This window comes from Burkholderia sp. YIM B11467 (assembly GCF_052952715.1).
In genome coordinates, this window is sequence record NZ_JBQVSQ010000008.1 from 278,741 (window position 1) to 302,775 (window position 24,035).

The 24,035-nt window shown below is 68.1% G+C and carries 23 protein-coding genes and 1 riboswitch; of the genes, 12 read left to right on the forward strand and 11 right to left on the reverse strand.

The features are described 5' to 3' along the window. Window positions 1–105: 105 nt before the first annotated feature. Window positions 106–1,662 carry a DEAD/DEAH box helicase gene (locus ACTRWB_RS26745; protein ID WP_446903599.1) on the forward strand — a complete coding sequence of 519 codons (1,557 nt, stop codon included), beginning with the start codon at window positions 106–108 and terminating at the stop codon, window positions 1,660–1,662. On the opposite strand, the gene ACTRWB_RS26750 is transcribed toward ACTRWB_RS26745, so the two are convergent. The 3 genes from ACTRWB_RS26750 to ACTRWB_RS26760 form a co-directional block, all read right to left on the reverse strand. Then, the gene (locus ACTRWB_RS26750) at window positions 1,545–2,051 is read right to left on the reverse strand and encodes a hypothetical protein (RefSeq protein ID WP_446903600.1); all 507 of its coding nucleotides are present in this window, start codon (window positions 2,049–2,051) and stop codon (window positions 1,545–1,547) included. The two genes, ACTRWB_RS26745 and ACTRWB_RS26750, sit on opposite strands and share 118 nt — an antisense overlap. A 70-nt stretch (window positions 2,052–2,121) precedes the next feature. After that, entirely contained in the window at window positions 2,122–2,949 is an 828-nt protein-coding gene (locus ACTRWB_RS26755; protein ID WP_048242802.1) for a ferritin-like domain-containing protein, read from the reverse strand. Between the two features lie 314 nt (window positions 2,950–3,263). Continuing rightward, window positions 3,264–4,904 carry a gamma-glutamyltransferase family protein gene (locus ACTRWB_RS26760; protein WP_446903601.1) on the reverse strand — a complete coding sequence of 547 codons (1,641 nt, stop codon included), beginning with the start codon at window positions 4,902–4,904 and terminating at the stop codon, window positions 3,264–3,266. Window positions 4,905–5,117: 213 nt separating this feature from the next. Here ACTRWB_RS26760 and ACTRWB_RS26765 point away from each other — a divergent pair, with 213 nt between their 5' ends. Continuing rightward, on the forward strand, window positions 5,118–5,897 hold the full coding sequence (locus ACTRWB_RS26765; RefSeq protein WP_006493999.1) for a DeoR/GlpR family DNA-binding transcription regulator: 780 nt from the start codon (window positions 5,118–5,120) through the stop codon (window positions 5,895–5,897). Between the two features lie 303 nt (window positions 5,898–6,200). Then, window positions 6,201–6,398, forward strand: coding sequence for a hypothetical protein (locus ACTRWB_RS26770; protein ID WP_006477892.1), 198 nt, complete (start codon window positions 6,201–6,203; stop codon window positions 6,396–6,398). A gap of 90 nt (window positions 6,399–6,488) precedes the next feature. On the opposite strand, the gene ACTRWB_RS26775 is transcribed toward ACTRWB_RS26770, so the two are convergent. After that, the gene (locus ACTRWB_RS26775; RefSeq protein ID WP_193098999.1) at window positions 6,489–6,857 is read right to left on the reverse strand and encodes a hypothetical protein; all 369 of its coding nucleotides are present in this window, start codon (window positions 6,855–6,857) and stop codon (window positions 6,489–6,491) included. 162 nt (window positions 6,858–7,019) lie between these two features. Between ACTRWB_RS26775 and glpD the strand changes: the two genes are divergently transcribed. The 3 genes from glpD (at window position 7,020) to ACTRWB_RS26790 (ending at window position 10,948) form a co-directional block, all read left to right on the forward strand. Further along, a complete protein-coding gene (glpD, locus tag ACTRWB_RS26780; protein ID WP_193099001.1) occupies window positions 7,020–8,543 on the forward strand; it encodes a glycerol-3-phosphate dehydrogenase in 1,524 nt (507 codons plus the stop codon). Window positions 8,544–8,647: 104 nt separating this feature from the next. Next, window positions 8,648–10,150: a glycerol kinase GlpK gene (gene glpK, locus ACTRWB_RS26785; RefSeq protein WP_412023071.1), complete on the forward strand. Its 1,503-nt coding sequence runs from the start codon at window positions 8,648–8,650 to the stop codon at window positions 10,148–10,150. 81 nt (window positions 10,151–10,231) lie between these two features. Further along, complete coding sequence (locus tag ACTRWB_RS26790; RefSeq protein ID WP_048242695.1) at window positions 10,232–10,948, forward strand: MIP/aquaporin family protein; 717 nt, start codon at window positions 10,232–10,234, stop codon at window positions 10,946–10,948. Between the two features lie 94 nt (window positions 10,949–11,042). Here ACTRWB_RS26790 and ACTRWB_RS26795 read toward each other — a convergent pair whose 3' ends face one another. Genes ACTRWB_RS26795 through ACTRWB_RS26805 form a run of 3 tightly spaced genes read right to left on the reverse strand, consistent with a single transcriptional unit; the run spans window position 11,043 to window position 13,725 of the window. Further along, window positions 11,043–12,293 carry an NAD(P)/FAD-dependent oxidoreductase gene (locus ACTRWB_RS26795; RefSeq protein ID WP_446903602.1) on the reverse strand — a complete coding sequence of 417 codons (1,251 nt, stop codon included), beginning with the start codon at window positions 12,291–12,293 and terminating at the stop codon, window positions 11,043–11,045. A gap of 4 nt (window positions 12,294–12,297) precedes the next feature. Continuing rightward, the gene (locus tag ACTRWB_RS26800) at window positions 12,298–12,606 is read right to left on the reverse strand and encodes a non-heme iron oxygenase ferredoxin subunit (protein ID WP_446903603.1); all 309 of its coding nucleotides are present in this window, start codon (window positions 12,604–12,606) and stop codon (window positions 12,298–12,300) included. A 36-nt stretch (window positions 12,607–12,642) separates the two neighbouring features. Beyond that, the gene (locus ACTRWB_RS26805; protein ID WP_446903604.1) at window positions 12,643–13,725 is read right to left on the reverse strand and encodes a fatty acid desaturase family protein; all 1,083 of its coding nucleotides are present in this window, start codon (window positions 13,723–13,725) and stop codon (window positions 12,643–12,645) included. Between the two features lie 176 nt (window positions 13,726–13,901). On the opposite strand from ACTRWB_RS26805, the gene ACTRWB_RS26810 reads away from it, so the two are divergent. From ACTRWB_RS26810 to ACTRWB_RS26830, 5 genes are all read left to right on the forward strand, one after another. Further along, window positions 13,902–14,966, forward strand: a complete 1,065-nt coding sequence (locus ACTRWB_RS26810) for a LacI family DNA-binding transcriptional regulator (RefSeq protein WP_419685285.1) — start codon at window positions 13,902–13,904, stop codon at window positions 14,964–14,966. Between the two features lie 144 nt (window positions 14,967–15,110). Next, window positions 15,111–16,187, forward strand: a complete 1,077-nt coding sequence (locus tag ACTRWB_RS26815; RefSeq protein ID WP_446903605.1) for a xylose isomerase — start codon at window positions 15,111–15,113, stop codon at window positions 16,185–16,187. Further along, window positions 16,184–17,011, forward strand: coding sequence for a TIM barrel protein (locus tag ACTRWB_RS26820; RefSeq protein ID WP_446903606.1), 828 nt, complete (start codon window positions 16,184–16,186; stop codon window positions 17,009–17,011). Before ACTRWB_RS26815 ends, ACTRWB_RS26820 begins: the two co-directional genes overlap by 4 nt. A gap of 70 nt (window positions 17,012–17,081) precedes the next feature. Further along, window positions 17,082–18,068, forward strand: a complete 987-nt coding sequence (iolG, locus tag ACTRWB_RS26825; RefSeq protein WP_048242702.1) for an inositol 2-dehydrogenase — start codon at window positions 17,082–17,084, stop codon at window positions 18,066–18,068. Window positions 18,069–18,273: 205 nt separating this feature from the next. After that, on the forward strand, window positions 18,274–18,960 hold the full coding sequence (locus ACTRWB_RS26830) for an HAD family hydrolase (RefSeq protein ID WP_048242804.1): 687 nt from the start codon (window positions 18,274–18,276) through the stop codon (window positions 18,958–18,960). A 175-nt stretch (window positions 18,961–19,135) separates the two neighbouring features. On the opposite strand, the gene ACTRWB_RS26835 is transcribed toward ACTRWB_RS26830, so the two are convergent. From ACTRWB_RS26835 to ACTRWB_RS26850, 4 genes are all read right to left on the reverse strand, one after another. Continuing rightward, on the reverse strand, window positions 19,136–19,369 hold the full coding sequence (locus ACTRWB_RS26835; RefSeq protein ID WP_419685289.1) for a hypothetical protein: 234 nt from the start codon (window positions 19,367–19,369) through the stop codon (window positions 19,136–19,138). 186 nt (window positions 19,370–19,555) lie between these two features. Then, the gene (ribB, locus tag ACTRWB_RS26840) at window positions 19,556–20,266 is read right to left on the reverse strand and encodes a 3,4-dihydroxy-2-butanone-4-phosphate synthase (RefSeq protein WP_446903607.1); all 711 of its coding nucleotides are present in this window, start codon (window positions 20,264–20,266) and stop codon (window positions 19,556–19,558) included. Between the two features lie 118 nt (window positions 20,267–20,384). Beyond that, window positions 20,385–20,533, reverse strand: a riboswitch (FMN riboswitch). A 186-nt stretch (window positions 20,534–20,719) separates the two neighbouring features. Next, window positions 20,720–21,403, reverse strand: coding sequence for a helix-turn-helix domain-containing protein (locus ACTRWB_RS26845; protein ID WP_446903608.1), 684 nt, complete (start codon window positions 21,401–21,403; stop codon window positions 20,720–20,722). Between the two features lie 195 nt (window positions 21,404–21,598). Beyond that, entirely contained in the window at window positions 21,599–22,774 is a 1,176-nt protein-coding gene (locus tag ACTRWB_RS26850; RefSeq protein ID WP_048242707.1) for an MFS transporter, read from the reverse strand. A gap of 146 nt (window positions 22,775–22,920) precedes the next feature. Here ACTRWB_RS26850 and ACTRWB_RS26855 point away from each other — a divergent pair, with 146 nt between their 5' ends. Next, on the forward strand, window positions 22,921–23,853 hold the full coding sequence (locus ACTRWB_RS26855; protein ID WP_129512915.1) for a LysR family transcriptional regulator: 933 nt from the start codon (window positions 22,921–22,923) through the stop codon (window positions 23,851–23,853). Window positions 23,854–24,035: the final 182 nt, after the last annotated feature.

The window sequence follows — 24,035 nt, forward strand, 5'->3', positions numbered from 1 at the left end:
CGCGGCTGCGGGAAACCGCAGCCGCGCCCCTTTGCTTTTTGCGACGCCAGTCCCCGCGCGGGCCGCGCGAGGTGTCGCCGATCATAAAACTCAAGAGTGGTATCTATGTCTTTCGAATCTCTCGGCCTGGCCGAACCGCTTGTCAAGGCGGTCAACGAGCTCGGCTACACGTCGCCGACTCCGATCCAGCAGCAGGCGATCCCCGCCGTGCTCGGCGGCGGCGACCTGCTCGCCGGCGCGCAAACGGGCACCGGCAAGACCGCCGGCTTCACGCTGCCGATCCTGCAGCGCCTGCACACGTACTACGCCGAACATCGCGGCGCGAAGCGCGCGGTGCGCGCCCTGATCCTCACGCCGACGCGCGAACTCGCCGCCCAGGTCGAGGAAAGCGTGCGCGCATACAGCAAGTACCTGAAGCTGCGTTCGACCGTGATGTTCGGCGGCGTCAGCATCAATCCGCAGATCGATGCGCTCAAGCGCGGCGTCGACATCGTCGTCGCGACGCCGGGGCGCCTGCTCGATCACATGCAGCAGAAGACGATCGACCTGTCGGATCTCGACATCCTCGTGCTCGACGAAGCCGACCGGATGCTCGACATGGGCTTCATCCACGACATCAAGCGCGTGCTCGCGAAGCTGCCGCCGCAGCGCCAGAACCTGCTGTTCTCGGCCACCTTCTCGGACGAGATCAAGGCGCTCGCCGACAGCCTGCTCGACTCGCCCGCGCTGATCGAAGTCGCGCGCCGCAACACGACCGCCGAAAGCGTCGCGCAGAAGATTCACCCGGTCGACCGCGACCGCAAGCGCGAACTGCTCACGCACCTGATCCGCGAGCACAACTGGTTCCAGGTGCTCGTGTTCACGCGCACGAAGCACGGCGCGAACCGTCTCGCCGAGCAGCTGACGAAGGACGGCATCAGCGCGATGGCGATCCACGGCAACAAGAGCCAGTCGGCACGCACGCGCGCGCTGGCCGAGTTCAAGAACAGCACGCTGCAGGTGCTCGTCGCGACCGACATCGCCGCGCGCGGGATCGACATCGACCAGTTGCCGCACGTCGTCAACTTCGACCTGCCGAACGTGCCCGAGGATTACGTGCACCGGATCGGCCGCACGGGCCGCGCGGGCGCGACCGGCGAAGCCGTGTCGCTCGTGTGCGTCGACGAGAAGCAGCTGCTGCGCGACATCGAGCGGCTGATCAAGCGCGAGATTCCGCAGGAAGTGATCGCGGGCTTCGAACCCGATCCGAACGTGAAGCCGGAGCCGATCCAGCAGCGCCGCGGGCAGCAGCAGCCGCGTGGCGGTGGCGGTGGTGGCGGCGGCAATCGCCAGCCGCGCGCAGGCGGCTCAGGCCAGCCGGCCGCGAAACGCGAAGGCAGCGCGCAACCGAAAGCGGCACAGCCGAAGGCCGCGAAGCCGCGCACGCAAGGCGGCGCCGGCGGTACCGGCGGACGCCCGGCGGGCGGCGGCAACAGCGCGCGCCCGGCAAGCGGCAACGCCGCGCACCCGAACCGCAACCGTTCGTCGCGCAGCGGCCAGCGCGGTCACTTAAGCCGCGCGGCCGCGCGCCGCAGGTGCTCGACCTGGCGTTGCCAGCGTGCGAGCACCGCGGCGCGCTCCCCTTCCAGCGTGAACGTGACGCCTGTCGCGAGACGCGCATAACCGACCCGCTGTGCATCGCCGTGCGCGATCGTCGCAGCGAATCCGGCCAGTCCGCCGAAGTCGCCTTCGAGCGGCTCGAGCCTCAATTGCGCCTGAAAGAACGCACCGTCCGCGACCAGCGTCAACGCGGCCGCGCGCCGTTGTGCGAGCGCGCGCGCCGCACGCGATTGCGGCCATAGCGCGATCAGCAGCGTGCGCGCATCGTGCGCATAGATCTCGCCGACGCCGAGCAGCGTCGTGCGCAACTGGCCGTCGTCGGTCGCGACGATCAAGGATGCAGCGATGTCGGCATGACGCTCGAGCGCGGTGCCGTCGAACAGCGAGACGACGGCCGGCGGCCACGCGTCGAACGTCCATTGTTCGAGCGCGTGGCGATGGGTATCGGTCATGGTGGCGTGGCCCTGGTGCGGATCGGATAACGATGCGCCAGCATACGCCCGGCAGGCCGCGCCGCGGCGATCAGCGCAGGAATACGTGCCGCGTGATCTTCGTGAGCGGATAGTGGACGCCCGGCTGGATCTTTGCGGGCAGGTCGAGCGGCTTGAGCAGCATCTTCACGCACATGTCGGCCGACAGGTTGCGCCGCACGAGCGTACTGATGCGCGCGGCGCGCTCGCGGTTGTACTGGCTGTCGCCGACGCGATCCGGATAGCGGACCGCGAACACGTGGCGCAACGCAATCTCCGAATCCTCGTTCTTGATTTCCATCACGCGGCGCATCAGCGCGCCGAGCACCGCGAGCCGGCCATTGCCTTCGAGCTTGTTGTATTTCTTGAAGAACTTGAAGAAGTGCTTGTAGTGACGCACTTCGTCCGTGCGGATGTTGTCGGTGATTTCCTTCAACACGGGCTCGTCGGAGCACTCGTTGATCGCGCGATAGAGCGTGGCCGTGCCCGTCTCGACGACGCAGCGCGCGACCATCTCGAGCGCGCGGGTCTTCTCGAATGCCTCGACCTTGCAGGTCTTCGAATACTCGGCGAAGAAATTCGCGAACGCGGTATCCCAGTCGAACTCTGGCCACACGTGCGCGATGTACGCCTTCAGCGCGCGGCCATGCTGCAATTCTTCGTGCTCCCATGCATTGTTGAGCCACGCCGATACTTCAGGATCGTCGTTGAAGAATTCGCTCAGATTGCTCGTGTAGAGATCCGAGCCGCTTTCGATGAACGACGATGCGCACAGCAGCAGCAGCAGATCTTCGTTGGCGGCGGCACGCTGACGATCGATCCGGTTCAGGTCGATGTCCTCGATTCGCCACGGCATCACATGTGTCGTTTCGGTGTGCATGGTGGTGCGCTCCCAGTCGTCGTGCAGGGGCCGGCCCATGCCTTCGGCACAGGCGCCAACCGTCCAGCAGGCGGCGTTTTACTTGCGTTTATAGTGACTTGGTCCGGCCGAACCATCCTGGCATCTTAGCCGGACTTTGATGTTCGTGCTCCAGAGCACTGACCATACCGGACAAGCGCAGTTCCGCGACGTCTGTTGCCGTTCGTTAGACGAGTCCTTCGAACCCGTCGCGCCCGCTCGACGGCACGGGCCGCACCCAACGAAACGGGCGGCCATGCGGCCGCCCGTCGAGCATCAAAAATGGAAGCGAACCGTCAGAAACCGGCCGCCAGACCGTCGCGCCGGCTGTCGCTCGCGGCCACGTAACCACGCTCGCGATCGTCGCGGTCGAGACGACAGATGAACTGCCCCGAACCGAAATCCATGTAAGGATCGTCGATCGACTTGATCGTGTGGCCGCGTGCGGCCAGCCCGTCGACGGTCGCGCGGTTCATCGTCGATTCGACGTCGAGCGTGAAGTCGCGGTTGACCTTCCAGCGCGGCGCATCGCATGCGGCCTGCGGCTGCTGCCCGTAGCCGAGCATCCGCACGACGGTCTGCAGGTGGCCCTGCGGCTGCATGTCGCCGCCCATCACGCCGAAGCTCATCACGGCCTCGGTGCGGCTATCGACCTCCTCGGTGACGAACGCCGGGATGATCGTGTGGAACGGCCGCTTGCCGCCCGCGACGACGTTCGGCGAAGCCGGATCCATCGAGAAGCCGTGCCCGCGGTTCTGCAGCGCAATGCCGGTGCCGGGCACGACGAGCCCCGAACCGAAGCCCATGTAGTTCGACTGGATGAAGCTCACCATCATCCCGCGCTCGTCGGCCGCCGACAGGTAGATCGTGCCGCCCGAATGCGGCCGGCCGGCACCGAAGTGCGTCGCACGCGCGGGATCGATCAGCTTCGCGCGTTCGGCGAGGTACGCGTCGTCGAGCATCTGCTCGGGCGTGACTTCCATCGCGCGCGGATCGGCGACATAACGATAGACGTCCGCGAACGCGAGCTTCATCGCCTCGATCTGCAGATGCTGCGAGTCGACCGAATCGACCGGCCATTCGGTCACGCCCGCATGCTCGGCGATGCCGAGCGCGATCAGCGCGGCGATACCCTGCCCGTTCGGCGGAATCTCGTGAATCGTGTGGCGGCCGAAGCGCTTGCCGATCGGCTCGACCCATTCCGGCCGATACGCACGCAGGTCGGCTTCGGTCAGCGCGCCGCCGCCTTCACGGGAAAACGCGGCGATGCGCTCGGCCAGCGCGCCCTCGTAGAACGCGCGCGCGCCGTCCTTCGCGAGCGTGCGCAGCGTCTGCGCATGGCCGGGCAGGCACACGCGTTCGCCGACGAGCGGCGCACGGCCGCGCGGCATGAAGGTCTCCGCGAAACCGGCCAGCCCCTGCAGCGCGGGCACGGCAGCCGCCCACTTGTGCGCGACGATCGGCGGCACCGCATAACCGCGCTCCGCGATCTCGATCGCCGGCTCGAGCAGGTCCGCGAACGGCAGCGAACCGAACTTCGCGTGCAGCGCTTCCCAGCCCGCGATCACGCCCGGTACCGTGACGGTATCCCAGCCGCGCATCGGCTTGTTCGCGAAGCCGCGCACATCCTCGCCGTGGCGCTGGCGGAAATAGTCGACGTTCCACGCGGACGGCGCGACGCCCGACGCGTTCAGCCCGGACAGCCGCTCGCCGTCCCACACGAGCGCGAACGCGTCGCCGCCGAGCCCGCACGACACGGGCTCGACGACCGTGATCGCGGCGGCGGCGGCCAGCGCCGCGTCGACCGCGTTGCCGCCCTTCCACAGCATCCGCAGCCCGGCCTGCGCGGCGAGCGGGTGCGATGTCGACACGACGTTGCGCGCGAACACCGGAATGCGGGTCGTCGGATACGGGTTGTGCCAGTTGAAGCCAGTCATCGGTTCCACCTCGTCGAAAGCTGAATGAGTGCGCGCCCGCGAGCGCGGGCAATCCGCCATTGCAGCGCGATCAGCGCAATCGTACAAATTCATTTGTCACATGAATCAATGCATTTTCCGCATGAATACCCTGTGGCCACGCGCGGCAAGCCGGCCGATCGCCGTTACCGCCCTTACAATAGCCGCTCCGTCTCACGACACGACCATCGAGCCATGACCCGAGATCCCCGCCTCACCCTCAACGCGCGTCAGCAGGAATTGCTCGAATGGGTGCAGCGCGACGGCTTCGTGACCGTCGACGATCTCGCCGCGCACTTCGCGGTGACGCCGCAGACGATCCGCCGCGACGTGAACTGGCTCGCCGACCTGAACCTGCTGCGTCGCTACCACGGCGGCGCGAGCCTGCCGACCAGCTCGGAGAACGTGTCGTACACGGCGCGCCAGCGGATGTTCCACGACGAGAAGCGGCGCATCGCGGCGCTCGCGGCGTCACATATCCCCGATCAGGCATCGCTGTTCATCAACCTCGGCACGACGACCGAGGAAGTCGCGCGCGCGCTGAACCGCCACCACGGGCTGCACGTGATCACGAACAACCTGAACGTCGCGTCGATGATGAGCGGCTACCCCGACTGCGAGGTGCTGATCACTGGCGGCATCGTGCGGCCGTGGGACAAGGGCATCGTCGGCGAGCTCGCGATCGACTTCATCCGCCAGTTCAAGGTCGACTACGCGATCATCGGCACGTCGGCGATCGAGGCCGACGGCACGCTGCGTGATTTCGACACGCGTGAGGTGCGCGTCGCCGAGGCCATCATGCAGCACGCGCGCACGGTCTACCTCGTGACCGACCATTCGAAGGTCGGCCGTCCCGCGCTGGTGCGCCAGGGCCACCTGAGCCAGGTGCACGCGCTGTTCACCGACAAGCCGCTGCCGCCCGAAATGGCCGACACGGTGGCCGCCGCCGGCACCCAGGTGTACGTCGCGGAATGACGGTGGCGATGCTGCACCGCACCCGAAACTTCAAGTGAAATCAAGAAGTTGGCGGCGCAAGCGGACCGCTTGCGCGCGGCCCGGCTGTCAAACGGAAAATTAACGGGGCACGATTTGTCGTTGCCTGCGCGCTCGACTAGACTCCAGTTCCCCGGCCCGTTCGCCCGATCCGCCCGTGCCAAGGCGTGTGCGAATCTCAGGGTCGGCGAATACAGCTTTTCCCCCCAAGCCATACCCCCCGGGGTATCGTGCACCGGCGTTTGCGCCGGCCGCGCGGGCAGACCGGATGCCATGGAGAGAACGATGCTGAGTCCGCATGAATTCGCCACGCTATTGCTTGTGAAGGACGCGCCTGACCAGCGCGACATGGATCGGGATGAACTGGACATCCTGCTCGAACAGCAGCTCGTCCGCCTGGAAGGGCTCGGCTCGGGGCGCAAATACTGCGTGACCGAGACCGGCGACGCCGCGTTGCGATCCATCAAGTACCGCTATTCGTAAAGCCACGCTGTTCCTGACCTGACCGCGCCGGCCGGATTCCCGGCCGCGCTGTCGCTCCCGCCTCCCCCGCCAAGTTCGCCGCGGCCTGCTTCAGCCGCCGCGCAGCGTCGGATCGACCGCCGCCCGCCAGCTGATGGCCTGCGCGCGCGCACCGTTGAAATACGCGATCCAGCCGGCGCGCGCCGCCGCGTCGGGCGCCACATAGTGCGTCGAAAGTTCGTTTACGAACGCGCAATAGTTCGCTTCGGTCAGCCCGCGATACCGTTTCGCCACGTACGCGTCGTACAGCGTCGAATAGACCGGCTGCGCATCCGCGCCCCAGTCGCGCGCCGTGCCGCCGCACGACGTCTGCAGATCGGCGAACGACGGCGCCCGCCAGTTGCCGGCCAGCGGCGGCGTGCCGGCGCTGCACCCGGCCAGAAGGACGGCGCACGCGCCGGCCCACATCCCAATACGCATGATTCACCTCGTGAAACGGTCGATCCCGCCAGTATCGTCCGGGATCGTGCCGCGCGCTACTGGCCCCGCTTCTTCGAACTTTACTTTTTCGATTCCGTTCGTTAAATTTCGAATTCGAACATTTCGTGTTCGCCCATTTCCCTCAGACGATAAGGACAGCAGGTGACCCAACCGAATCGCTTCGATCTGCTCGTGGTCGGCGGCGGCATCAATGGCGCGGGTATCGCGCGCGATGCGGCCGGCCGCGGCCTGTCGGTCATGCTCTGCGAGCAGGACGATCTCGCGTCGCACACGTCGTCGTCCAGCACGAAGCTGATTCACGGTGGCCTGCGCTATCTCGAGTACAACGAATTCGGGCTCGTGCGCAAGGCGCTGCAGGAACGCGAGACGCTGCTGCGCGCGGCGCCGCACATCATGTGGCCGCTGCGCTTCGTGATGCCGCACATGCCGAACCTGCGGCCGGCCTGGCTGATCCGCATCGGCCTGTTCCTCTACGATCACCTCGCGAAACGCGAACTGCTGCCCGGCTCGCGCGGCATCGACATGCGCCGCCATGCGGCCGGCGCGCCGCTGATCGACTCGATCAAGCGCGGCTTCGTGTATTCGGACGGCTGGGTCGACGACGCGCGCCTGGTCGTGCTGAACGCCATGGACGCGAAGGAGCGCGGCGCCGAGATCCTGACGCGCACCAAGCTCGTGTCCGCCGAACGCCGCGGCGACGAATGGGAAGCGCGGCTGCAGCACGCCGACGGTTCGATCCGCGTCGTGCATGCGCGCGCGATCGCGAACGCGGCCGGCCCGTGGGTCGGCGAAGTGCTGCACGGCGCGCTCGGCCGCGGCGCGCATCATAGCGTACGGCTCGTGAAGGGCAGCCACATCATCACGCGCCGCCTGTTCGATCACGACCACGCGTACATCTTCCAGAACCCGGACAAGCGGATCATCTTCGCGATTCCGTACGAGCAAGACTTCACGCTGATCGGCACGACCGACGTCGAATACACGAACGATCCCGCGAAGGTCGCGATCGACCGCGACGAAACGCAGTACCTGTGCGATTCGATCAACCGCTACTTCAAGCGCAAGATCGCGCCGGCCGACGTGCACTGGACCTATTCGGGCGTGCGCCCGCTGCTGGAAGACGAGAACGCGACGAACGCATCGGCCGTCACACGCGACTACCGCCTCGAACTGGACGACGGCGCGGGCGCGCCGCTCCTGTCGGTGTTCGGCGGCAAGATCACGACCTTCCGCAAGCTCGCGGAAGAAGCCGGCGACATGCTGTGCCGCGCGCTCGGCCGCGACGCAAAAACCTGGACGGCCGGCGTTGCACTGCCGGGCGGCGACATCGCGAACGCGAAGTTCGACGCGTTCGCCGACGCGTTCGCCAAACGTCATCCGTGGCTGCCCGCCGCGCTCGCCCGCCGTTATGCGCGTGCCTACGGCACGCGTGCGGAGCGCGTGGTCGACGGTGCGAAGTCGCTCGCCGATCTCGGCGCCGAGATCGCGCCGGGCATCCACGACGCCGAACTGCGCTACCTGCGCGACGCCGAATGGGCGACCTGCGCGCAGGACGTGCTGTGGCGCCGCTCGAAGCTCGGCCTGCACGTCACGCCGGGCTCGCTCGATGCCGTGACGGCCGCGGTCGACGCATGGTTCGCCGCCGCGCACGCGCCGCACGCGTGACCCGAATGCAGTTGCAGTTGTCTTACCGACGTTGACTCACCGACGCGCCGCCCACCATGCGGCGCGCATCACAACTAAGCAATCCACGGATGGAGATGAGAGACATGCAGGACCAGTACATCCTCGCGCTTGACCAGGGCACCACGAGTTCCCGCGCGATGCTGTTCGATCGCCAGGGCAATATCGTATCGATCGCCCAGAAGGAATTCGAACAGATCTACCCGCAACCCGGCTGGGTCGAGCACGACCCTCAGGAAATCTGGTCGACGCAAGCCGGCGTCGCCGCTGAAGCCGTCACGCGCACGGGCCTGAACGGCACGTCGATCGCGGCGATCGGCATCACCAACCAGCGCGAAACGACGATCGTCTGGGATCGCGAGACGGGCCAGCCCGTCTACAACGCAATCGTCTGGCAGGATCGCCGCACGGCCGACTTCTGCGACTCGCTGAAGCAGCAGGGTCTCGAAGCGAAGGTGCGCGCGAAGACCGGCCTGCCGATCGACTCGTACTTCTCGGCGACGAAGATCCGCTGGATCCTCGACAACGTGCCGGGCGCGCGCGACAAGGCGCGCCAGGGCAAGCTCGCGTTCGGCACCGTCGACAGCTGGCTCGTGTGGAACTTCACGAAGCACGAACTGCACGTGACCGACGTGACGAACGCATCGCGCACGATGCTGTTCAACATCCATACGCGCGAGTGGGACAACGAGCTGCTCGAACTGCTCGATATCCCGCGCAGCATGCTGCCGGAAGTGAAGGCATCGTCGGAAATCTACGGCTACACGAAGACGACCGTATTCGCGTCGAAGATCCCGCTCGCGGGCATCGCGGGCGACCAGCAGGCCGCCCTGTTCGGCCAGATGTGCACGACGTCGGGCATGGTGAAGAACACCTACGGCACCGGCTGCTTCCTGATGATGAACACCGGCAACAAGCCGATCGAGTCGAAGAACAACCTCGTCACGACGATCGCCTGGCAGATCGGCGACGACGTGCAGTACGCGCTCGAGGGCAGCATCTTCATCGCGGGCGCGGTCGTGCAGTGGCTGCGCGACGGCGTCGGCGTGATCAAGACGGCCGCGGAAATCGAAGCGCTCGCCGCGAGCGTGCCGCACACCGACGGCGTCTATCTCGTACCCGCGTTCGCCGGCCTCGGCGCACCGCACTGGAACGCGCGGGCGCGCGGCTCGGTGTTCGGCGTCACGCGCGGCACGACGTCCGCGCACCTCGCACGCGCGGCGCTCGATGCGATCGCGTACCAGTCGCTCGACGTGCTGGCCGCGATGGAAGCCGACTCGGGCATCAGCATCGGCGAGCTGCGCGTCGACGGCGGCGCGAGCGCGAACAACCTGCTGATGCAGTTCCAGGCCGACCTGCTCGGCGTCGACGCGGTGCGGCCGCAGATCACCGAGACGACCGCGCTCGGCGCGGCGTATCTCGCGGGTCTCGCGATCGGCTACTGGAAGAACCTCGACGAAGTGCGCGACCAGTGGCAGCTCGACCGCCGCTTCTCGCCGTCGATGCCGAAGGAGCAGGTCGAACGCTGCATGTCCGGCTGGCAGCGTGCGGTGCGCGCGGCGAAGGCGTGGGCCGACGACACGCAGTAACCGTCAGCGCTCCATACGAAATACAACAACACCGGCGGACCGCGCAGCGCGCGAGTCCGCCGTGACATTCGAGAGACAACCATGTCACCTTATATTGCAGAATTCATCGGCACAGCGATCCTCGTGCTGCTCGGCAACGGCGCGGTCGCAAACGTGCTGCTTGCAAAGACCAAGGGCAAAGGCGCGGACCTGATCGTGATCGTGATGGGCTGGGCGATGGCCGTGTTCGTCGCCGTCTACGTGACCGCGTCGTTCAGCGGCGCGCACCTGAACCCGATCGTGACGATCAGTCTCGCGCTCGCGGGCAAGTTCGCGTGGTCGAAGGTCGGCGGCTACATCCTCGCGCAGATGCTCGGCGGGATGGCGGGCGCACTGCTCGTGTGGCTCGCCTATCGCCAGCACTTCGCGAAGGAAGCCGATGCCGACCTGAAGCTCGCGGTGTTCTGCACCGCGCCCGCGATCCGCAGCGTCACGCACAACGTGCTGACCGAAGCGATCTGCACGTTCGTGCTGATCCTCGGCGTGCTGTACCTCGCCTCGCCGCAAGTCGGCCTCGGCGCACTCGACGCGCTGCCCGTCGGCCTGCTCGTGCTCGGCATCGGCATCTCGCTCGGCGGCCCGACCGGTTATGCGATGAGCCCCGCGCGCGACCTGTCGCCGCGCATCATGCACGCGCTGCTGCCGATTCCCGGCAAGCGCGACAGCGACTGGCGCTATGCGTGGGTGCCCGTCGTCGGCCCGCTGCTGGGCGGCGCCGCGGCGGCCGGGTTGTATCTGCACCTGCACGCGACGGTCTGATCGCTGTTTCACCGAAACGCGCGGCGTTCATCGCCGCGCGTTTTTTCGCTTCCCCTCCCCCGCATCACCGCCGCTTCGCCGGTACCGCCTCCCGCTACCGCTCGCCTTCGGCCGACACCAGCGATTTCAGCTTCACGCCCGCATCCGCGACCGCGGCCGGCGTCACGTCGATCCTCCGCTCGACCAGCATTCTCGCCACGCGCATCTCCTTGACGAATCCCGACGCGCGGCCGAAACCGCTTGCCGCGACCAGCCGCGCATTGCCGTCGAAATGGAAATGGATTTCCGCGTCGTCGCCGAGCACGCGCGCGACCGACCGTTCGCCGAGTGCCGGCTCCCCGGCCACCTGCAGCTGTGCGTCGTACTGATCCGACCAGAACCATGATGTCTCGCGATACGGCTCGTCGGCGCCGAGCATGTTGCGCGCGGCGACGCGCGCCTGCGTCTCGGCGCCGTGCCATGTCTCCTGCCGGATGAGCCGCCCCGACAACGCGCTCGGAAACACCGCGACGTCGCCGGCCGCATGAATGCCGCGCGCCGATGTCTCGAGCCGCGCGTTCACGACGATGCCGCGATCGACCGCGAGGCCTGCTTCGCGCGCCAGTTCGTCGGCCGGTTCGATACCGACGCCGGCCACGACCGTATCGGCGATCAGCGTGTCGCCGTCGTCGAGCACGACGGTCAGCGCGCCGCGTGCCGCGCGCTCGATCGCAACCGGTTTCCGGTTCACGCGGATCGCCACGCCCTGCCGTTCGTGCAGCGCCTGCACGCGCGCCGCGATCGGTTCCGGCACCGCGCGCCCGAGCAGGCGCGGCGCAGCGTCGAGCACCGTCACGCGGCAACCGCGCAGTCGCGCCGACGCCGCGACTTCGAGACCGATGAAACCGCCTCCAATCAGCACGATCCGCGCGCCGGGTACGAGCCGTGCGCCGAGCGCTGTCGCGTCGTCGAGCGTGCGTAGCGCGAACACGCCGTCTGACGCCGCGCCCGGAATCGCGAGACGGCGCGCGCGGCCGCCGGTCGCGAGCAACAGCGCGTCGTAGCCGAACACCCGCCCGCCGGACACGCGCACTTCGCGTGCGTGCGGATCGATGCGCTCGACCGTCGCGACGACCGCCTCGATGCCATCGGCCGCCCAGGCGGCCGGATCGCGCAACCGGCACTGCGCCGCGCTGCGCTCGCCCGTCAGCATGCCCTTCGACAACGGCGGCCGCTCGTACGGCAGGTGCGCTTCCGCGCCGATCAGCACGATGCGCCCGCGCCAGCCGGACTCGCGCAGCACTTGCGCCGCGCGGCCGCCCGCATGGCCCGCGCCGACGATTGCCATCACCCGGTCGGTCGTCATCGTGTCACACCTCGATCAGGATGCGGCCGCTTTCCACTTTCGCGCGATACGTGCGCAGCTTCTCGCACGCGGGCGCGGACAGCGGCCGGCCGTCGCGCACGTCGAAGCGTCCGTTGTGCTTCGGGCATTCGATCACGTGATCGATCACGAGCCCGTCGGCGAGATGCACGTGCTCGTGCGTGCACAGGCCGTCGCTCGCATAAACGTGACCGTCGATCCGGTAGATCGCGTACGTGCGGCCTGCGTGGTCGAAGCGTGCGACGTCTTCATCGTCGATGTCGTCGAGCGCGCCGGTGTCGATCCATTGCGTCATGATGCGTGTCTCCTTGATCGGGTGGTTCGATGTCCGTCACGCGCGCGCCGTGTCCGGCACCGGCCGCACGACATGATGGGACGGATCGCGCGTCTGCCGGACCAGCGCCGGCACGATCTCCGCATACGCGGCGAGCGTGCTGCGGTACGGCGGCGGCATGTCGGCCTTCACGGCCTCGTGCAGCTTCGGCAGCGCGTGGAACGGCACCATCGGGAACATGTGGTGCTCGACGTGATAGTTCATGTTCCAGTACAGGAAGCGGAACACGGGATTCATCATCACGGTCCGGCAGTTGCGCCGGTGATCGAGCACGTTCTCGGGCATGCCCGCGTGCTGCGTAAGGCCGAAATACAGGTACAGCCATGCGCCGTAGAGGCTCGGCAGCCCGATGTAGAGCAGCGGCAGGATCGTGCGCCAGTACAGCGAAGCACCCGCCACGAGCGCGTAGACCGCGAGATGGATGCGCGCTTCGCGCGCGACCTTCGGCCATTCCGATTCAGGCACATAGGTGCGCGCCTCGTTGTCGAGGCGACCGGTGAACGCGACGGCGATCATCTTGCGCAGCTCGCTGGCCACGTGCTTCAGCGCGACGACGTTCAGCACGAGCGAGAGCCAGTCGGTCGGCTTCGGCGCGGCGATTTCCGGATCGCGCCCGACGACCAGCGTATCGGTGTGATGGCGCGCATGGCTCCAGCGCCATGCCGTCGCGCCGCGAAACACCTGGAACGATGCGACCTGATACAGCGCGTCGTTCATCCAGCGCGTGCGGAACGCGGTGCCGTGCCCGCATTCGTGCCAGCGCGAGTCGGCCGGGCTGCAGTAGAGCGTGCCGTACACGAAGAATGCGGGAATCGCCCACGCCGAATGCGCGTGCCAAGCGAACCACGCGAGCACGCCGCTGGCCGCGATCGCCGCGTACCAGATCAGCGTGTCGCGGATCGCGCGCGCGTCGCCGCGCTGCATCAGCTGCTTCATCAGCGGCCGCGGCACCGTGCATCGGTACCACGCGGCGTTGACGAGCCCCGCCGCGTGCGCGCGCTCGCCGGCGCCGCCGATCAGTCGGTATTCCTGACGGCGCGCCGCCCTGCGATCGCGCGCCTGGTCGTCCGGATGGGCCACTCGTGTCTCCTGGGTTCGTTGTGCGTGGGAAGCGCGGCGAGCGCTTCGGCATATCTCCGAAATTAGGCGTCCCGCCGCCCCCGCTCAATCGAAACGTTGACGAAATTTCGCCATCGTTTTAGCGTTCCCGGCAACGCCACGCACCCGATGATGGCGACCACCAGATGGAGACGACCATGGCAGGTGAATCCGGGCCGCGCTGGCGCAAGCGCACCGCGCGCTTCGACGAGATCGCGGCGCTCGCCGGCGTCAGCACGACCACCGTCGACCGCGTGCTGAACGAGCGCGGCAGCGTCTCGGCGCAGGCGCGCGAGCGCGTGGTCGCCGCGGCGCGGCAGCTCGGCGTGCCGCGCCAGCTGCCCGACACGCGGCACGGGCTGATCCACGTCGACGTGCTGCTGCCGGACACCGACACGCCGTTCTTCCGGCGGCTGCAACAGGCACTGCAGCGCTCGCTGCAGATGCTCGACCGGCGCGTGGTCGTGCACCGGACGATCCTGCCCGCCGCGGACGACGAGCGGGCCGCCGCGCTGATCGAACGGCCCGCCTACCGGCGCGCGGCGCTGATCGTCACCGCGCGCGACACGGCCCGCGTGCGCGACGCGCTGGCCGGCGCGATCGCACGCGGCGAGACCGTCGTCACGATGGTCACCGACATCGGCGGCATCGCACGCAGGCACTACGCGGGCATCGACAACTACCGCGCCGGACGCACGGCCGGCTACTACATCGGCCGCCTGGCGGCGCGCCCCGGCCGCGTGCTGCTACTTGGCGGACGCATGGGCTACCGTGCGCACGTCGACCGGATGGCCGGCTGCCGCGACCAGCTCGCCGACGCGTTCGCCGCGCTGCGCTGCGACGGCGAGCCCGTCGAGACGCTCGACCAGGACGACCGCTGCTACCGCGCGGTGACGAAGGCGATGCAGGCGCACGACGACATCGTCGCGATCTACAACAGCGGCGCCGGCTCGGCCGGCATCGAGGCCGCGCTGCGCAAGGCGGGCGCGACCGGGCGCGTGGTCTGGATCGGACACGAGATGCTCGACGAACACCGCGCCTTCATCGAAGCCGGCGCGATGGATCTTGCCATCGACCAGGATCCGGACGGCCAGGCGATTTCCGCGCTGCAGCACGTGCTGCATGCATGCGGGATCGTCGAACAGCCGCCGCCGGGCGACCCGGTCGAATTCCGTGTGTTCTGCCCGGCGAACGTGAGGACGAGCGCCTACCTGCAGGCCTGAATGTCGCCGCGCCGCGCGCCGCCTGCGCGTTGCGAAAAAATCGACCGCCGCATTGGCGATTTTTCGTCAACGTTTGTCATGCAGTCCGCGCGCCGCATCCGTACATTGGGCAGCCATCCCCAGCACAACAACGGACAGGAGACGATGGCTGAACCGATCCTCATCGGCGTGAACCTCGACGGCGTGCTCGACCACGACGGCCTGCCGCTGCCCGCGCCGGCCGAGCGTTTCCGGATGATCGCCGACACCGGCGTGTTCGATTACGTCGAAAAGAACCCGACGCGCGACGAAGACCTGTCGCCGTATTTCGCGCTGGTCGAACGCCACGCGCTGCCGATTCGCGTGATCGGCGGCATCTGGCGCGCGGGCCGCGACGACGCGCACGTCGCCGACATCATCGATGCGGGCACGCGCTTCGGCAGCACGGTGCTCAACTGCCAGTTGTACGCGCATCACACGGACGGCCATCCGCTGTCGGACCGCGAAGTCGCCGATTTCTACCTGCGTGCCTATGAACGCGGCGAACCGGCCGGCTGCCTGCCGAGCCTCGAAGTGCACGTCGACATGTGGAGCGAGGATTTCACGCGCATCGCGCACGTCGCGCGGCATGTCGAGCAGGCCGGTGCGCCGTTCCGGATCACGCTCGATCATTCGCACCTGCTGTTCAAGATCGGCAATCGCGCCGAACTCGATGCATCGGGCATTCGCGAGCAGGTCGACAGCGGCCGCGTCGTGCTCGACCCCGCATCGCCCGCGGTCATCTACGCCGACTGGATCGCGCGCGGCTGGGTCCGTCATGCGCATGCGCGCAGCGTGATTCCGAACAATCCGGACAACCGCTGGATGCGGCGCGCTGACGGCAGGCCCGGCCGCGGCATCCAGTACCCGTTCGTCGCGCCCGCGCCGGGCGCCTATCACGGCGAATGGCGCGCGGCGGCGCTCGATACGTGGAAGGCCGCGCTGCGCCAGTTGCTGCAAGCGCAGGTTCATGCGCGGCCGGCGCGCCTCGAGCAGATCAGCTGCGAGTTCATCCCGTTTCCCGACTACGGCGGCGGTGCGCGTTATTCGATCTTCGACAACAACGTCGCGTGCGCGCAATGGCTGCGCGACACGTGGCATGCGCTCGCCGCTTCGCCGGCGAACCTGCCGGCAGGCGACGTCGTGTACGCCGGCACCCGATTCGAACCCAGCCCCACTCGAGACACGAGGACAGAACGATGACGCAAGCATTCCACTTTTCGCTGAACCGCATGAGCGCGCCGCGCCTGCCGCTCGACCGCTATGTCGCGCTGTGCCGGCGCCTCGGCGTCGACACGATCGAGATCCGCAACGATCTCGACGGCGTCGAGATCGCCGACGGCACGCCGGCCGCCGCCGTGCGCGCGACGGCCGAAGCCGGCGGTGTGACGATCCTGACGATCAACGCGCTGCAGCGCTTCGAGCAATGGAACGCCGAGCGCGCGGACGAGGCGACCGCACTGGCCGACTACGCGGCGCACTGCGGCGCACGCGCGCTCGTGCTGTGCCCGACCAACAGCCGCGGCGACACGCGCGGCGCCGACATGCGCCATGCGGACCTCGTGAAGGCGCTGAAAGCGCTGAAGCCGATCCTCGACGCCCGCGGCCTGCTCGGCTTCATCGAGCCGCTCGGCTTCGAGGAGTGCGCGCTGCGCCGCAAGTCGGACGCGGTGAAAGGCATCTACGACGCGGCGGGCGAACAGGTGTTCCGGCTCGTGCACGACACGTTCCACCATCACCTGTCGGGCGAGGACATCTTCTTCCCGAACCTGACGGGCCTCGTGCACATCTCGGGCGTCGAGGAAGACGACCTGCCGGTGGACCGGATGCGCGACGGCCATCGCGTGCTGGTCGGCAGCGCCGACCGGCTCGGCAACCTCCGGCAATTGCGCGAGCTGCTCGCGCGCGGCTACCGCGGCGCGTTCTCGTTCGAGCCGTTCGCGAACGAAATCGCCGAAGCCGACGACATCGAAGACCGGCTGCGCGCCAGCATCGAATACGTGCGCGGCGAACTGGCGGATCGCTGACCGTCGCGACGGTGCGCGCCGACACGAGCCGCGTGCCGACGGAAGACAACCCACTCAACAGGAGAACGGAATGATCGAATTCGCGTTGTTCGGCGCGGGACGAATCGGCAAGATCCACGCGGCGAATCTCGCACGCCATCCGGGCGCGACACTCCGCTACGTGATCGACCGCCATGCGCCGTCGGCCGAGGCGCTCGCGCACGCACACGGCGCGCAGGTCGCCGACATCGACCGCGCGCTCGGCGATGCGGCCGTGCAGGCGGTCGTGATCGCGTCGAGCACCGACACGCATGCGGACCTGATCGTCGCGGCCGCGAACGCGGGCAAGGCCGTGTTCTGCGAGAAGCCGGTCGACCTGAGCGTCGAGCGCTCGCGCGCATGCGCGGACGTCGTCCGGCGCAACGGCGTGACCTGCATGCTCGGCTTCCAGCGCCGCTTCGACCCGACATTCGCCGCGCTGAAGGCGCGCGTCGAGCGCGGCGAGATCGGCGCGCCGGAAATGCTGATCGTCACGAGCCGCGACCCGGGCGCGCCGCCCGCCGACTACATCCGCAGCTCGGGCGGCATCTTCAAGGACATGCTGATTCACGACTTCGACGTGTTCCGCTGGATCCTCGGCGACGAAGCGCAGACGCTGCACGCGACGGGCAGCTGCCTGACCGACCCGGCCGTGCTCGATGCCGGCGATATCGATTCGACCGCCGTGACGATCCGCACGCGGCGCGGGCTGCTGTGCCAGATCAACACGTCGCGGCGCGCCGCCTATGGCTACGACCAGCGCTTCGAGCTGCTCGGCAGCAACGGGATGCTGCAGGCCGGCAACGTGCGGCCGACCGAAGTGAGCGCGTGGCTCGCGGGCGGCATCGCGACGGACGTGCCGGAGCCGTTTTTCCTCGAACGCTACCGGCATGCGTATGCGGCCGAGATCGCGCACTTCGTCGACGCGCTGCGCGACGGCACGCCGGTCAGGACGACGATCGACGACGGACTCGCCGCGCTCGAGCTGGCCGAGGCCGCGATGACGTCGTGGAAAACGGGGCGCGTGATCGAGATGTGACGAAAGCGGCGGCGGCCCGTGCAAGCAGGCCGCCGCCGCACGACGGCCCCACGGCGCGCGGGCGCGATCGGCAGCACACCTGTACGAAATGCGGCGACCGTCCGGCTGCATCGGGCATATTTGCCGAAACGCCACTCGGCATGCGCGTGAAAGCACGTATCATTGCGAGATGCTCGGCGTCGCCGACACCCGCTTTTTCACCATCATGCTCGATCACCTCATCTGTGACTGCGACGGCGTGCTCGTCGACAGCGAAGTCATCGCCGACCGCGTGCTGCTCGAGACGCTGTCCGCCACGTTCCCGAACATCGATTTCGAAGCCGCCGCGAAGTCCGCGTTCGGCCAGCAGACGTCGCGCTTCCTCGCCGGGCTCGAATCCCGCTTCGGGATCGAAACGCCCGCCAACTTCATCGAGACCATCGAGCACAACATCGAGATCGCGCTGGCGCAATCGCTCGCGCCGATCACCGGCGTACGCGACGCGCTGCTGAAGGTCAGCCTGCCGGCGGCCGTCGTGTCGAACAGCCGGCTCGTGCGCGTGCGCAACTCGTTGAAGCGCGCCTCGCTCACCGAGATCTTCGGCGACCGCGTGTTCAGCTCCGAGCAGGTGTCGCGGCCGAAGCCCTACCCCGACGTCTACCTGCACGCGGCGCAAACGCTCGGCGTCGCGCCGGAGCGCTGCATCGTCGTCGAGGACAGCGTGTCGGGGCTGAACGCCGCGCGCGCGGCGGGGATGAAGACGATCGCGTTCGTCGGCGCGAGCCACATCCCCGACAACTACGCGGACGCGCTGCGCGCGATGGGCATCACGCGGATCATGCGCAAGATGGACGAACTGCCGTCGCTCGTCGAAGCCGGCATGCGCGGCGAATTCGGCGACGTGCAGTCGTAAACGTAGCGCGACGGCACGTCGTTGAACGACAAACCGTCGCAAACGAAATGCGCCGTACAGCGCGGCAAGGGCAGCGGGATGCCGCAGGAACGGAAGCCGGCCGGCCAATTGCCGGACTCGATCAGCAGGACACGTCGTCAGTGCGATGCCCGGCGTGAAGCCGGGCCATCGACACTTAACGCAGCCATTCTCGCGGAATCTCCGGCGGGGTGTAGCCGTCCGGGAACATGTAGATGAAATAGCGGCCGCGCGAGCCGCCAACCGCCGCCCCCGGCCAAACGCCACGCTGTGCCGTATCCTCGCGGGCCGCGCCCCGCGCATCGATGGTGCCCGCCGGCAACTGAATCGTGTTCTGGCCGCCCGCCCCGCCACCGACGCACGCGCGTTCCGTCACGTTGATTGTTCGCATGATTTCCCTACCTCTGTTGGTTCGTGATCGACCCCGTGCGCGATCGTCACGGGCTCCCGTGCAAGCACGGCACCACGAACCGGACTGTCGGTGCGCAATGCCGTCGAGCCCGGTCGAGTATAGGTAGCGGTCCGGAAGCCGAACATCACCGAATCTCCAGATTTCGGGGCCCGCGCGGCCATCCGGCTACGCTTCGCTCAGGCAGCCTTCGCGTGCAGCAGCCAGCGCCTCGCGGAACTCGACGAGCTCCGCGATCGTCAGCATCGGCAGGCCGTGCCGTTGCGCGAAACGCTCGACATCATCGCCGCGCGTCATCGTGCCGTCCGGATTCATCAGCTCGCACAGCACGCCGGCCGGCTTCAGGCCCGCAAGGATCGACAGGTCGACCGTGCCTTCGGTGTGACCGCGGCGCGCCAGCACGCCACCCGGTTGCGCACGCAACGGAAACACGTGACCGGGACGCACGATGTCGTGCGGCTTCGCGTTATCTGCGATCGCCGCGCGGATCGTCGTCACGCGGTCGGCAGCGGATACGCCCGTATGCACGCCTTCGCGTGCCTCGATCGATACGGTGAACGCGGTGCCGTTGCGGCTCTCGTTGGTCTGCACCATCGGCGGCAGCTCGAGCGCGCGCACAGTGTCGTCGGTCAGGCACAGGCACACGATGCCGCTGCACTCGCGGATCAGCAGCGCCATCGTCTCGGGTGTGATCCGCTCGGCGGCGACGATCAGGTCGGCCTCGTTCTCGCGGTCGTGATCATCCTGCAGCACGACCGCACGGCCCGCGCGCATGGCGTCGAGCGCAGCGGCGATGCGCGGCGGCACCGGTTCGGAATCCAGCAAAGGGAGATCGGCAAAGGCGTCGGCGGGTGCCGACGAAACGGACATCAAGGACATGTGAAACGCTCCTCGCAAATACGATTTGGGCGAAAAACGTTTCAGGGCATTGCAAACAGACAGAACGACAACCCGCTTCGCTAATAGCGCGAAGCGGCCCTGGCGGACATGACTATCTGCACATCTTCTCTCATCCGGACTATGACCGTCGGCTCTGGCATTCGACCAGATCTGCTGACCCCGCGCGGATGCGCGGGCGCTCGCGGGCTCGCCGGCTTACGCCAGCCTACCGCCGGTGGGGAATTTCGCCCCGCCCTGAAGACGCACTGATTGCCGGATGGGGACTGCCCATCACCGGCGGGCCAAGCATACAACAGCTGCGCGCGCGGCGCAGCGAACCACATCGATAACCTTACTGACGACTCCGTCTAACGGCATCGTCCAAACGGCCGACGGCCCGGGTGCGACCCCGCGCGAGGCAGGGACAGCGGCCGTTCCGTGCGGCCCGCGCGGTCAGCCGGCCGCGTGCGCCACATCGGGCACGAGCCAGCGCGGCGGCACCTCGGGGCTCACCGTCACGCGAAACGCGCGTGCCTCGCTGTCGCCCGGGTTGCGCAGGCTGTACGGCTGGTCGGCATCGAACACGATCGCGTCGCCGGTCGCGAGCAACTGGCGGCGATCATGCACGCTGACTTCGAGCGTGCCTTCGCTGACGACGAGGTTGACGGTCGTGCCGGGCGCGCGGCGGGCACCGGGCTCCGTATGCAGCGGCGCGATCCGCAGTTCGTGGAACTCGGCCGCGGCCGGTTCGCCTTCCGGGTACAGCGCGCGCGCCGAGAAGCGGCCGTTCGAGCTGACGACGCGCGACGCGCGCTCGGCCGCCAGATGCTCGAAGCCGTTCACCGCATGGCGGCGCAGGAACGCGGCGACCGACACCTTCAGCGCCGCGGCGATCTTGCAGAGCACCTTGATCGACGGCACGCTGCGCGCCGACTCGATCTGCGCGAGCATCGCGCGCGACACGCCGGACAACCGCGCGAGCGCATCGAGCGACAGCTGCCGCTCGGCACGCAACCGCGCGAGATTCACGCCGACGACCTGTTCGAGGACATCGAGCGACGCGGATGCCCGCGCGTCGGCGGCATTGCCGGACTCGAAGGAAGACACGTCGCGCACGAGCGCCAGGGATGAAGACATAGCATTGCCTCCGGGCCGCTGCGCGGCCCTGCGTATGGGGTAAGCCGGGATCGGAATCGGGTTGCGCCAGCAATGGCGCGTATCGAGACGCTATCACCCGGCCTGGCGCGGGCAAACGAAGTTATCTTCACACCGTTATCAGCATCGCGGAGGAATGCGTTCCCCGCGAACCTTTTCCCGCCGCTATGGCGCCGCTCATTGCGGCGCCGGCGCCGCACCGCGTGCCGGACCGCGCGCATCGAGCCGCATCGCGAACCACGTGACGACCAGCGCCGCGAACGTCACCGCGACGGCGACCCACGGCAGCGCATCGAGCGCGAAGCCATGCTCCAGCGCGAGGCCGCCGAGCCACGCGCCGCCCGCGTTGCCGACGTTGAATGCGCCGATATTCAGCGTCGATGCGAGATGCGGCGCGCTCGCGGCCTTCTCGACCACGCGCGCCTGCAGCGGCGGCACCGTCGCGAACGCGGCGATCCCCCACACGAACACCGTGACGGCGGCCGCGACCGGCAGGTGGCTCGTCTTCGCGAACACGGCCATCACGGCCATCAGCGCGACGAGGATCGCGATCAGCGACGGCATCAGCGCGCGGTCGGCGAGCTTGCCACCGAGCGTGTTGCCGACCGTCAGTCCCGCGCCGAACAGCACGAGGATCAGCGCAACCGCGCGCGGTGAGAAGCCCGACACGGTTTCGAGAATCGGCGCGATGTACGTGAACACGACGAACACGCCGCCGAAACCGAGTACGGTCATCAGCAGCGCGAGCCACACCTGCGGCTCCTTCAGCACGCGCACTTCGTGGCCGAGGCCGACCGGCCCGCTGTCGTGGCGGTTCGGCACCAGCGCGGCGACGCCGCCGAGCGCCAGCACGCCGAGCGCGGCGACGATCCAGAACGACGCGCGCCAGCCGAGCAGCTGGCCGACGAAGGTGCCGAACGGCACGCCGAGCACATTCGACAGCGTGAGCCCCGTGAACATCAGCGCGATCGCGCTCGCGCGCTTGTCGGCCGGCACGAGCGACGCGGCCACCACCGCGCCGATCCCGAAGAACGACCCGTGCGCGAACGACGTGACGACACGCGCGACCATCAGCATCGCGTAACCCGACGCAGTGGCGCACAGCACGTTGCCGACGATGAAGATCGCCATCAGCAACTGCAGCGCGGCCTTGCGCGGCATGCGGCTCGTCAGCACCGCGAGGAGCGGCGCGCCGACCGCGACGCCGAGCGCATAACCGGTGACGAGCAGGCCGGCCGACGGCAGCGACACGGCGAGGTCGTGCGCGACTTCGGGCAGCAGGCCCATGATGATGAATTCGGTGGTGCCGATGGCAAAGGCGCTGATCGCGAGCGCCAGTAACGGAATGGGCATGACGTTCTCCGGAGGGCGGCGGACGCGGCGCCCGGTCGGTGCCGCACCGCACAAAATGCGGGATGTGCGCGCATTGTCCCGAAGACGTCTATATTTGATAATTGGCGTGGTGTTTGAACCATTTTCAAATAATTTTGGAAAATCGAATGGATCGACTGGGCGATATCCGGCTGTTCGTCGAAGCGGCGGAACTGGGCAGCCTGTCCGCGGCCGGGCGCAAGCTGAACCTCACGCCGGCCGCCGCGAGCGCGCGCCTCGCGAAGCTCGAGGCGAAGACCGCCACGCGGCTGTTCGAGCGCTCGACGCGGCAATTGCGGCTCACCGACGAGGGCCGGCTGTACCTGAACTGCTGCCGGCAGGCGCTGCAGGCGCTCGACGACGCGGACGCGATGCTGCAGGAAGGCCGCAACGTGGTCAGCGGCAAGGTACGGTTGTCGTCGACGTCCGATTTCGGCCGCAACCAGTTGCTCGACTGGCTCGACGAATTCACGACGCGCCATCCCGACGTCACGTTCTCGCTGACGGCGTCCGATTCGTCATCGAACCTGTGGCAGGACGAGATCGACCTCGCGATCCGCTTCGCCGCACCGCCCGACGGCGCGCTGATCGCCCGTCGGCTCGCGACCAACCGGCGCGTGCTGTGCGCGGCACCGTCGTTCGTCGAACGCCACGGCATGCCGGCCGATCCACACGATCTGGCCCGCTTTCCGTGCAACGTGATCACGATCGCGTCCGGGCCGATGAACACCTGGCACTTCACGCGCGGCGACGAGGTGCAGATCCACACGGTGCCGGTGTCGACCGCTTTCGAGACCAACGACGGCGGCCTCACGCGCGAATGGACGCTGCGCGGCCACGGCATCGCGCTGAAATCGCTTTGGGACATCGCCGACGACGTCCGCGCCGGCCGGCTGCGCGTGCTGCTGCCCGACTGGCGCCATCAGGACGCGCCGTTGCACGCGATCTATCACAGCAAGCGCTACATGGCGCCGCGCGTGCGCGTGCTGCTCGACTTTCTCGCCGAACGCTTCGCGCGCGAGGAAGCCGCGCTCGACGACCTGCTGAACGCGTGCCGCTGACAACCGGCGCGCCGCCGCCCAGGGGTCGGAACCTGACGTTCGGCGTCGCGCGCCCGCAACCGGCCGCCCGTCCGGGGCGGCGTGAAAAGCTATAATGGAAAGCTTTCCCGACGGCTTTCCATGCTTGATGCGCGCCGCCTGCGTGCCGCGCGCGGCCGTCCCGATTCACCCTTGACGACGCC

Coding starts and splice junctions, on each gene's coding strand:
- ACTRWB_RS26820 (WP_446903606.1), top strand. CDS start 16,184: ATGACGCAAGCATTCCACTTTTCGCTGAACCGCATGAGCGCGCCGCGC.
- ACTRWB_RS26845 (WP_446903608.1), bottom strand. CDS start 21,403: ATGTCTTCATCCCTGGCGCTCGTGCGCGACGTGTCTTCCTTCGAGTCC.
- ACTRWB_RS26815 (WP_446903605.1), top strand. CDS start 15,111: ATGGCTGAACCGATCCTCATCGGCGTGAACCTCGACGGCGTGCTCGAC.
- ACTRWB_RS26750 (WP_446903600.1), bottom strand. CDS start 2,051: ATGACCGATACCCATCGCCACGCGCTCGAACAATGGACGTTCGACGCG.
- ACTRWB_RS26755 (WP_048242802.1), bottom strand. CDS start 2,949: ATGCACACCGAAACGACACATGTGATGCCGTGGCGAATCGAGGACATC.
- ACTRWB_RS26770 (WP_006477892.1), top strand. CDS start 6,201: ATGCTGAGTCCGCATGAATTCGCCACGCTATTGCTTGTGAAGGACGCG.
- ACTRWB_RS26830 (WP_048242804.1), top strand. CDS start 18,274: ATGCTCGATCACCTCATCTGTGACTGCGACGGCGTGCTCGTCGACAGC.
- ACTRWB_RS26795 (WP_446903602.1), bottom strand. CDS start 12,293: ATGACGACCGACCGGGTGATGGCAATCGTCGGCGCGGGCCATGCGGGC.
- iolG (WP_048242702.1), top strand. CDS start 17,082: ATGATCGAATTCGCGTTGTTCGGCGCGGGACGAATCGGCAAGATCCAC.
- ACTRWB_RS26850 (WP_048242707.1), bottom strand. CDS start 22,774: ATGCCCATTCCGTTACTGGCGCTCGCGATCAGCGCCTTTGCCATCGGC.
- ACTRWB_RS26760 (WP_446903601.1), bottom strand. CDS start 4,904: ATGACTGGCTTCAACTGGCACAACCCGTATCCGACGACCCGCATTCCG.
- ACTRWB_RS26745 (WP_446903599.1), top strand. CDS start 106: ATGTCTTTCGAATCTCTCGGCCTGGCCGAACCGCTTGTCAAGGCGGTC.
- ACTRWB_RS26855 (WP_129512915.1), top strand. CDS start 22,921: ATGGATCGACTGGGCGATATCCGGCTGTTCGTCGAAGCGGCGGAACTG.
- ACTRWB_RS26790 (WP_048242695.1), top strand. CDS start 10,232: ATGTCACCTTATATTGCAGAATTCATCGGCACAGCGATCCTCGTGCTG.
- ribB (WP_446903607.1), bottom strand. CDS start 20,266: ATGTCCTTGATGTCCGTTTCGTCGGCACCCGCCGACGCCTTTGCCGAT.
- ACTRWB_RS26765 (WP_006493999.1), top strand. CDS start 5,118: ATGACCCGAGATCCCCGCCTCACCCTCAACGCGCGTCAGCAGGAATTG.
- ACTRWB_RS26835 (WP_419685289.1), bottom strand. CDS start 19,369: ATGCGAACAATCAACGTGACGGAACGCGCGTGCGTCGGTGGCGGGGCG.
- ACTRWB_RS26810 (WP_419685285.1), top strand. CDS start 13,902: ATGGCAGGTGAATCCGGGCCGCGCTGGCGCAAGCGCACCGCGCGCTTC.
- glpK (WP_412023071.1), top strand. CDS start 8,648: ATGCAGGACCAGTACATCCTCGCGCTTGACCAGGGCACCACGAGTTCC.
- ACTRWB_RS26800 (WP_446903603.1), bottom strand. CDS start 12,606: ATGACGCAATGGATCGACACCGGCGCGCTCGACGACATCGACGATGAA.
- ACTRWB_RS26775 (WP_193098999.1), bottom strand. CDS start 6,857: ATGCGTATTGGGATGTGGGCCGGCGCGTGCGCCGTCCTTCTGGCCGGG.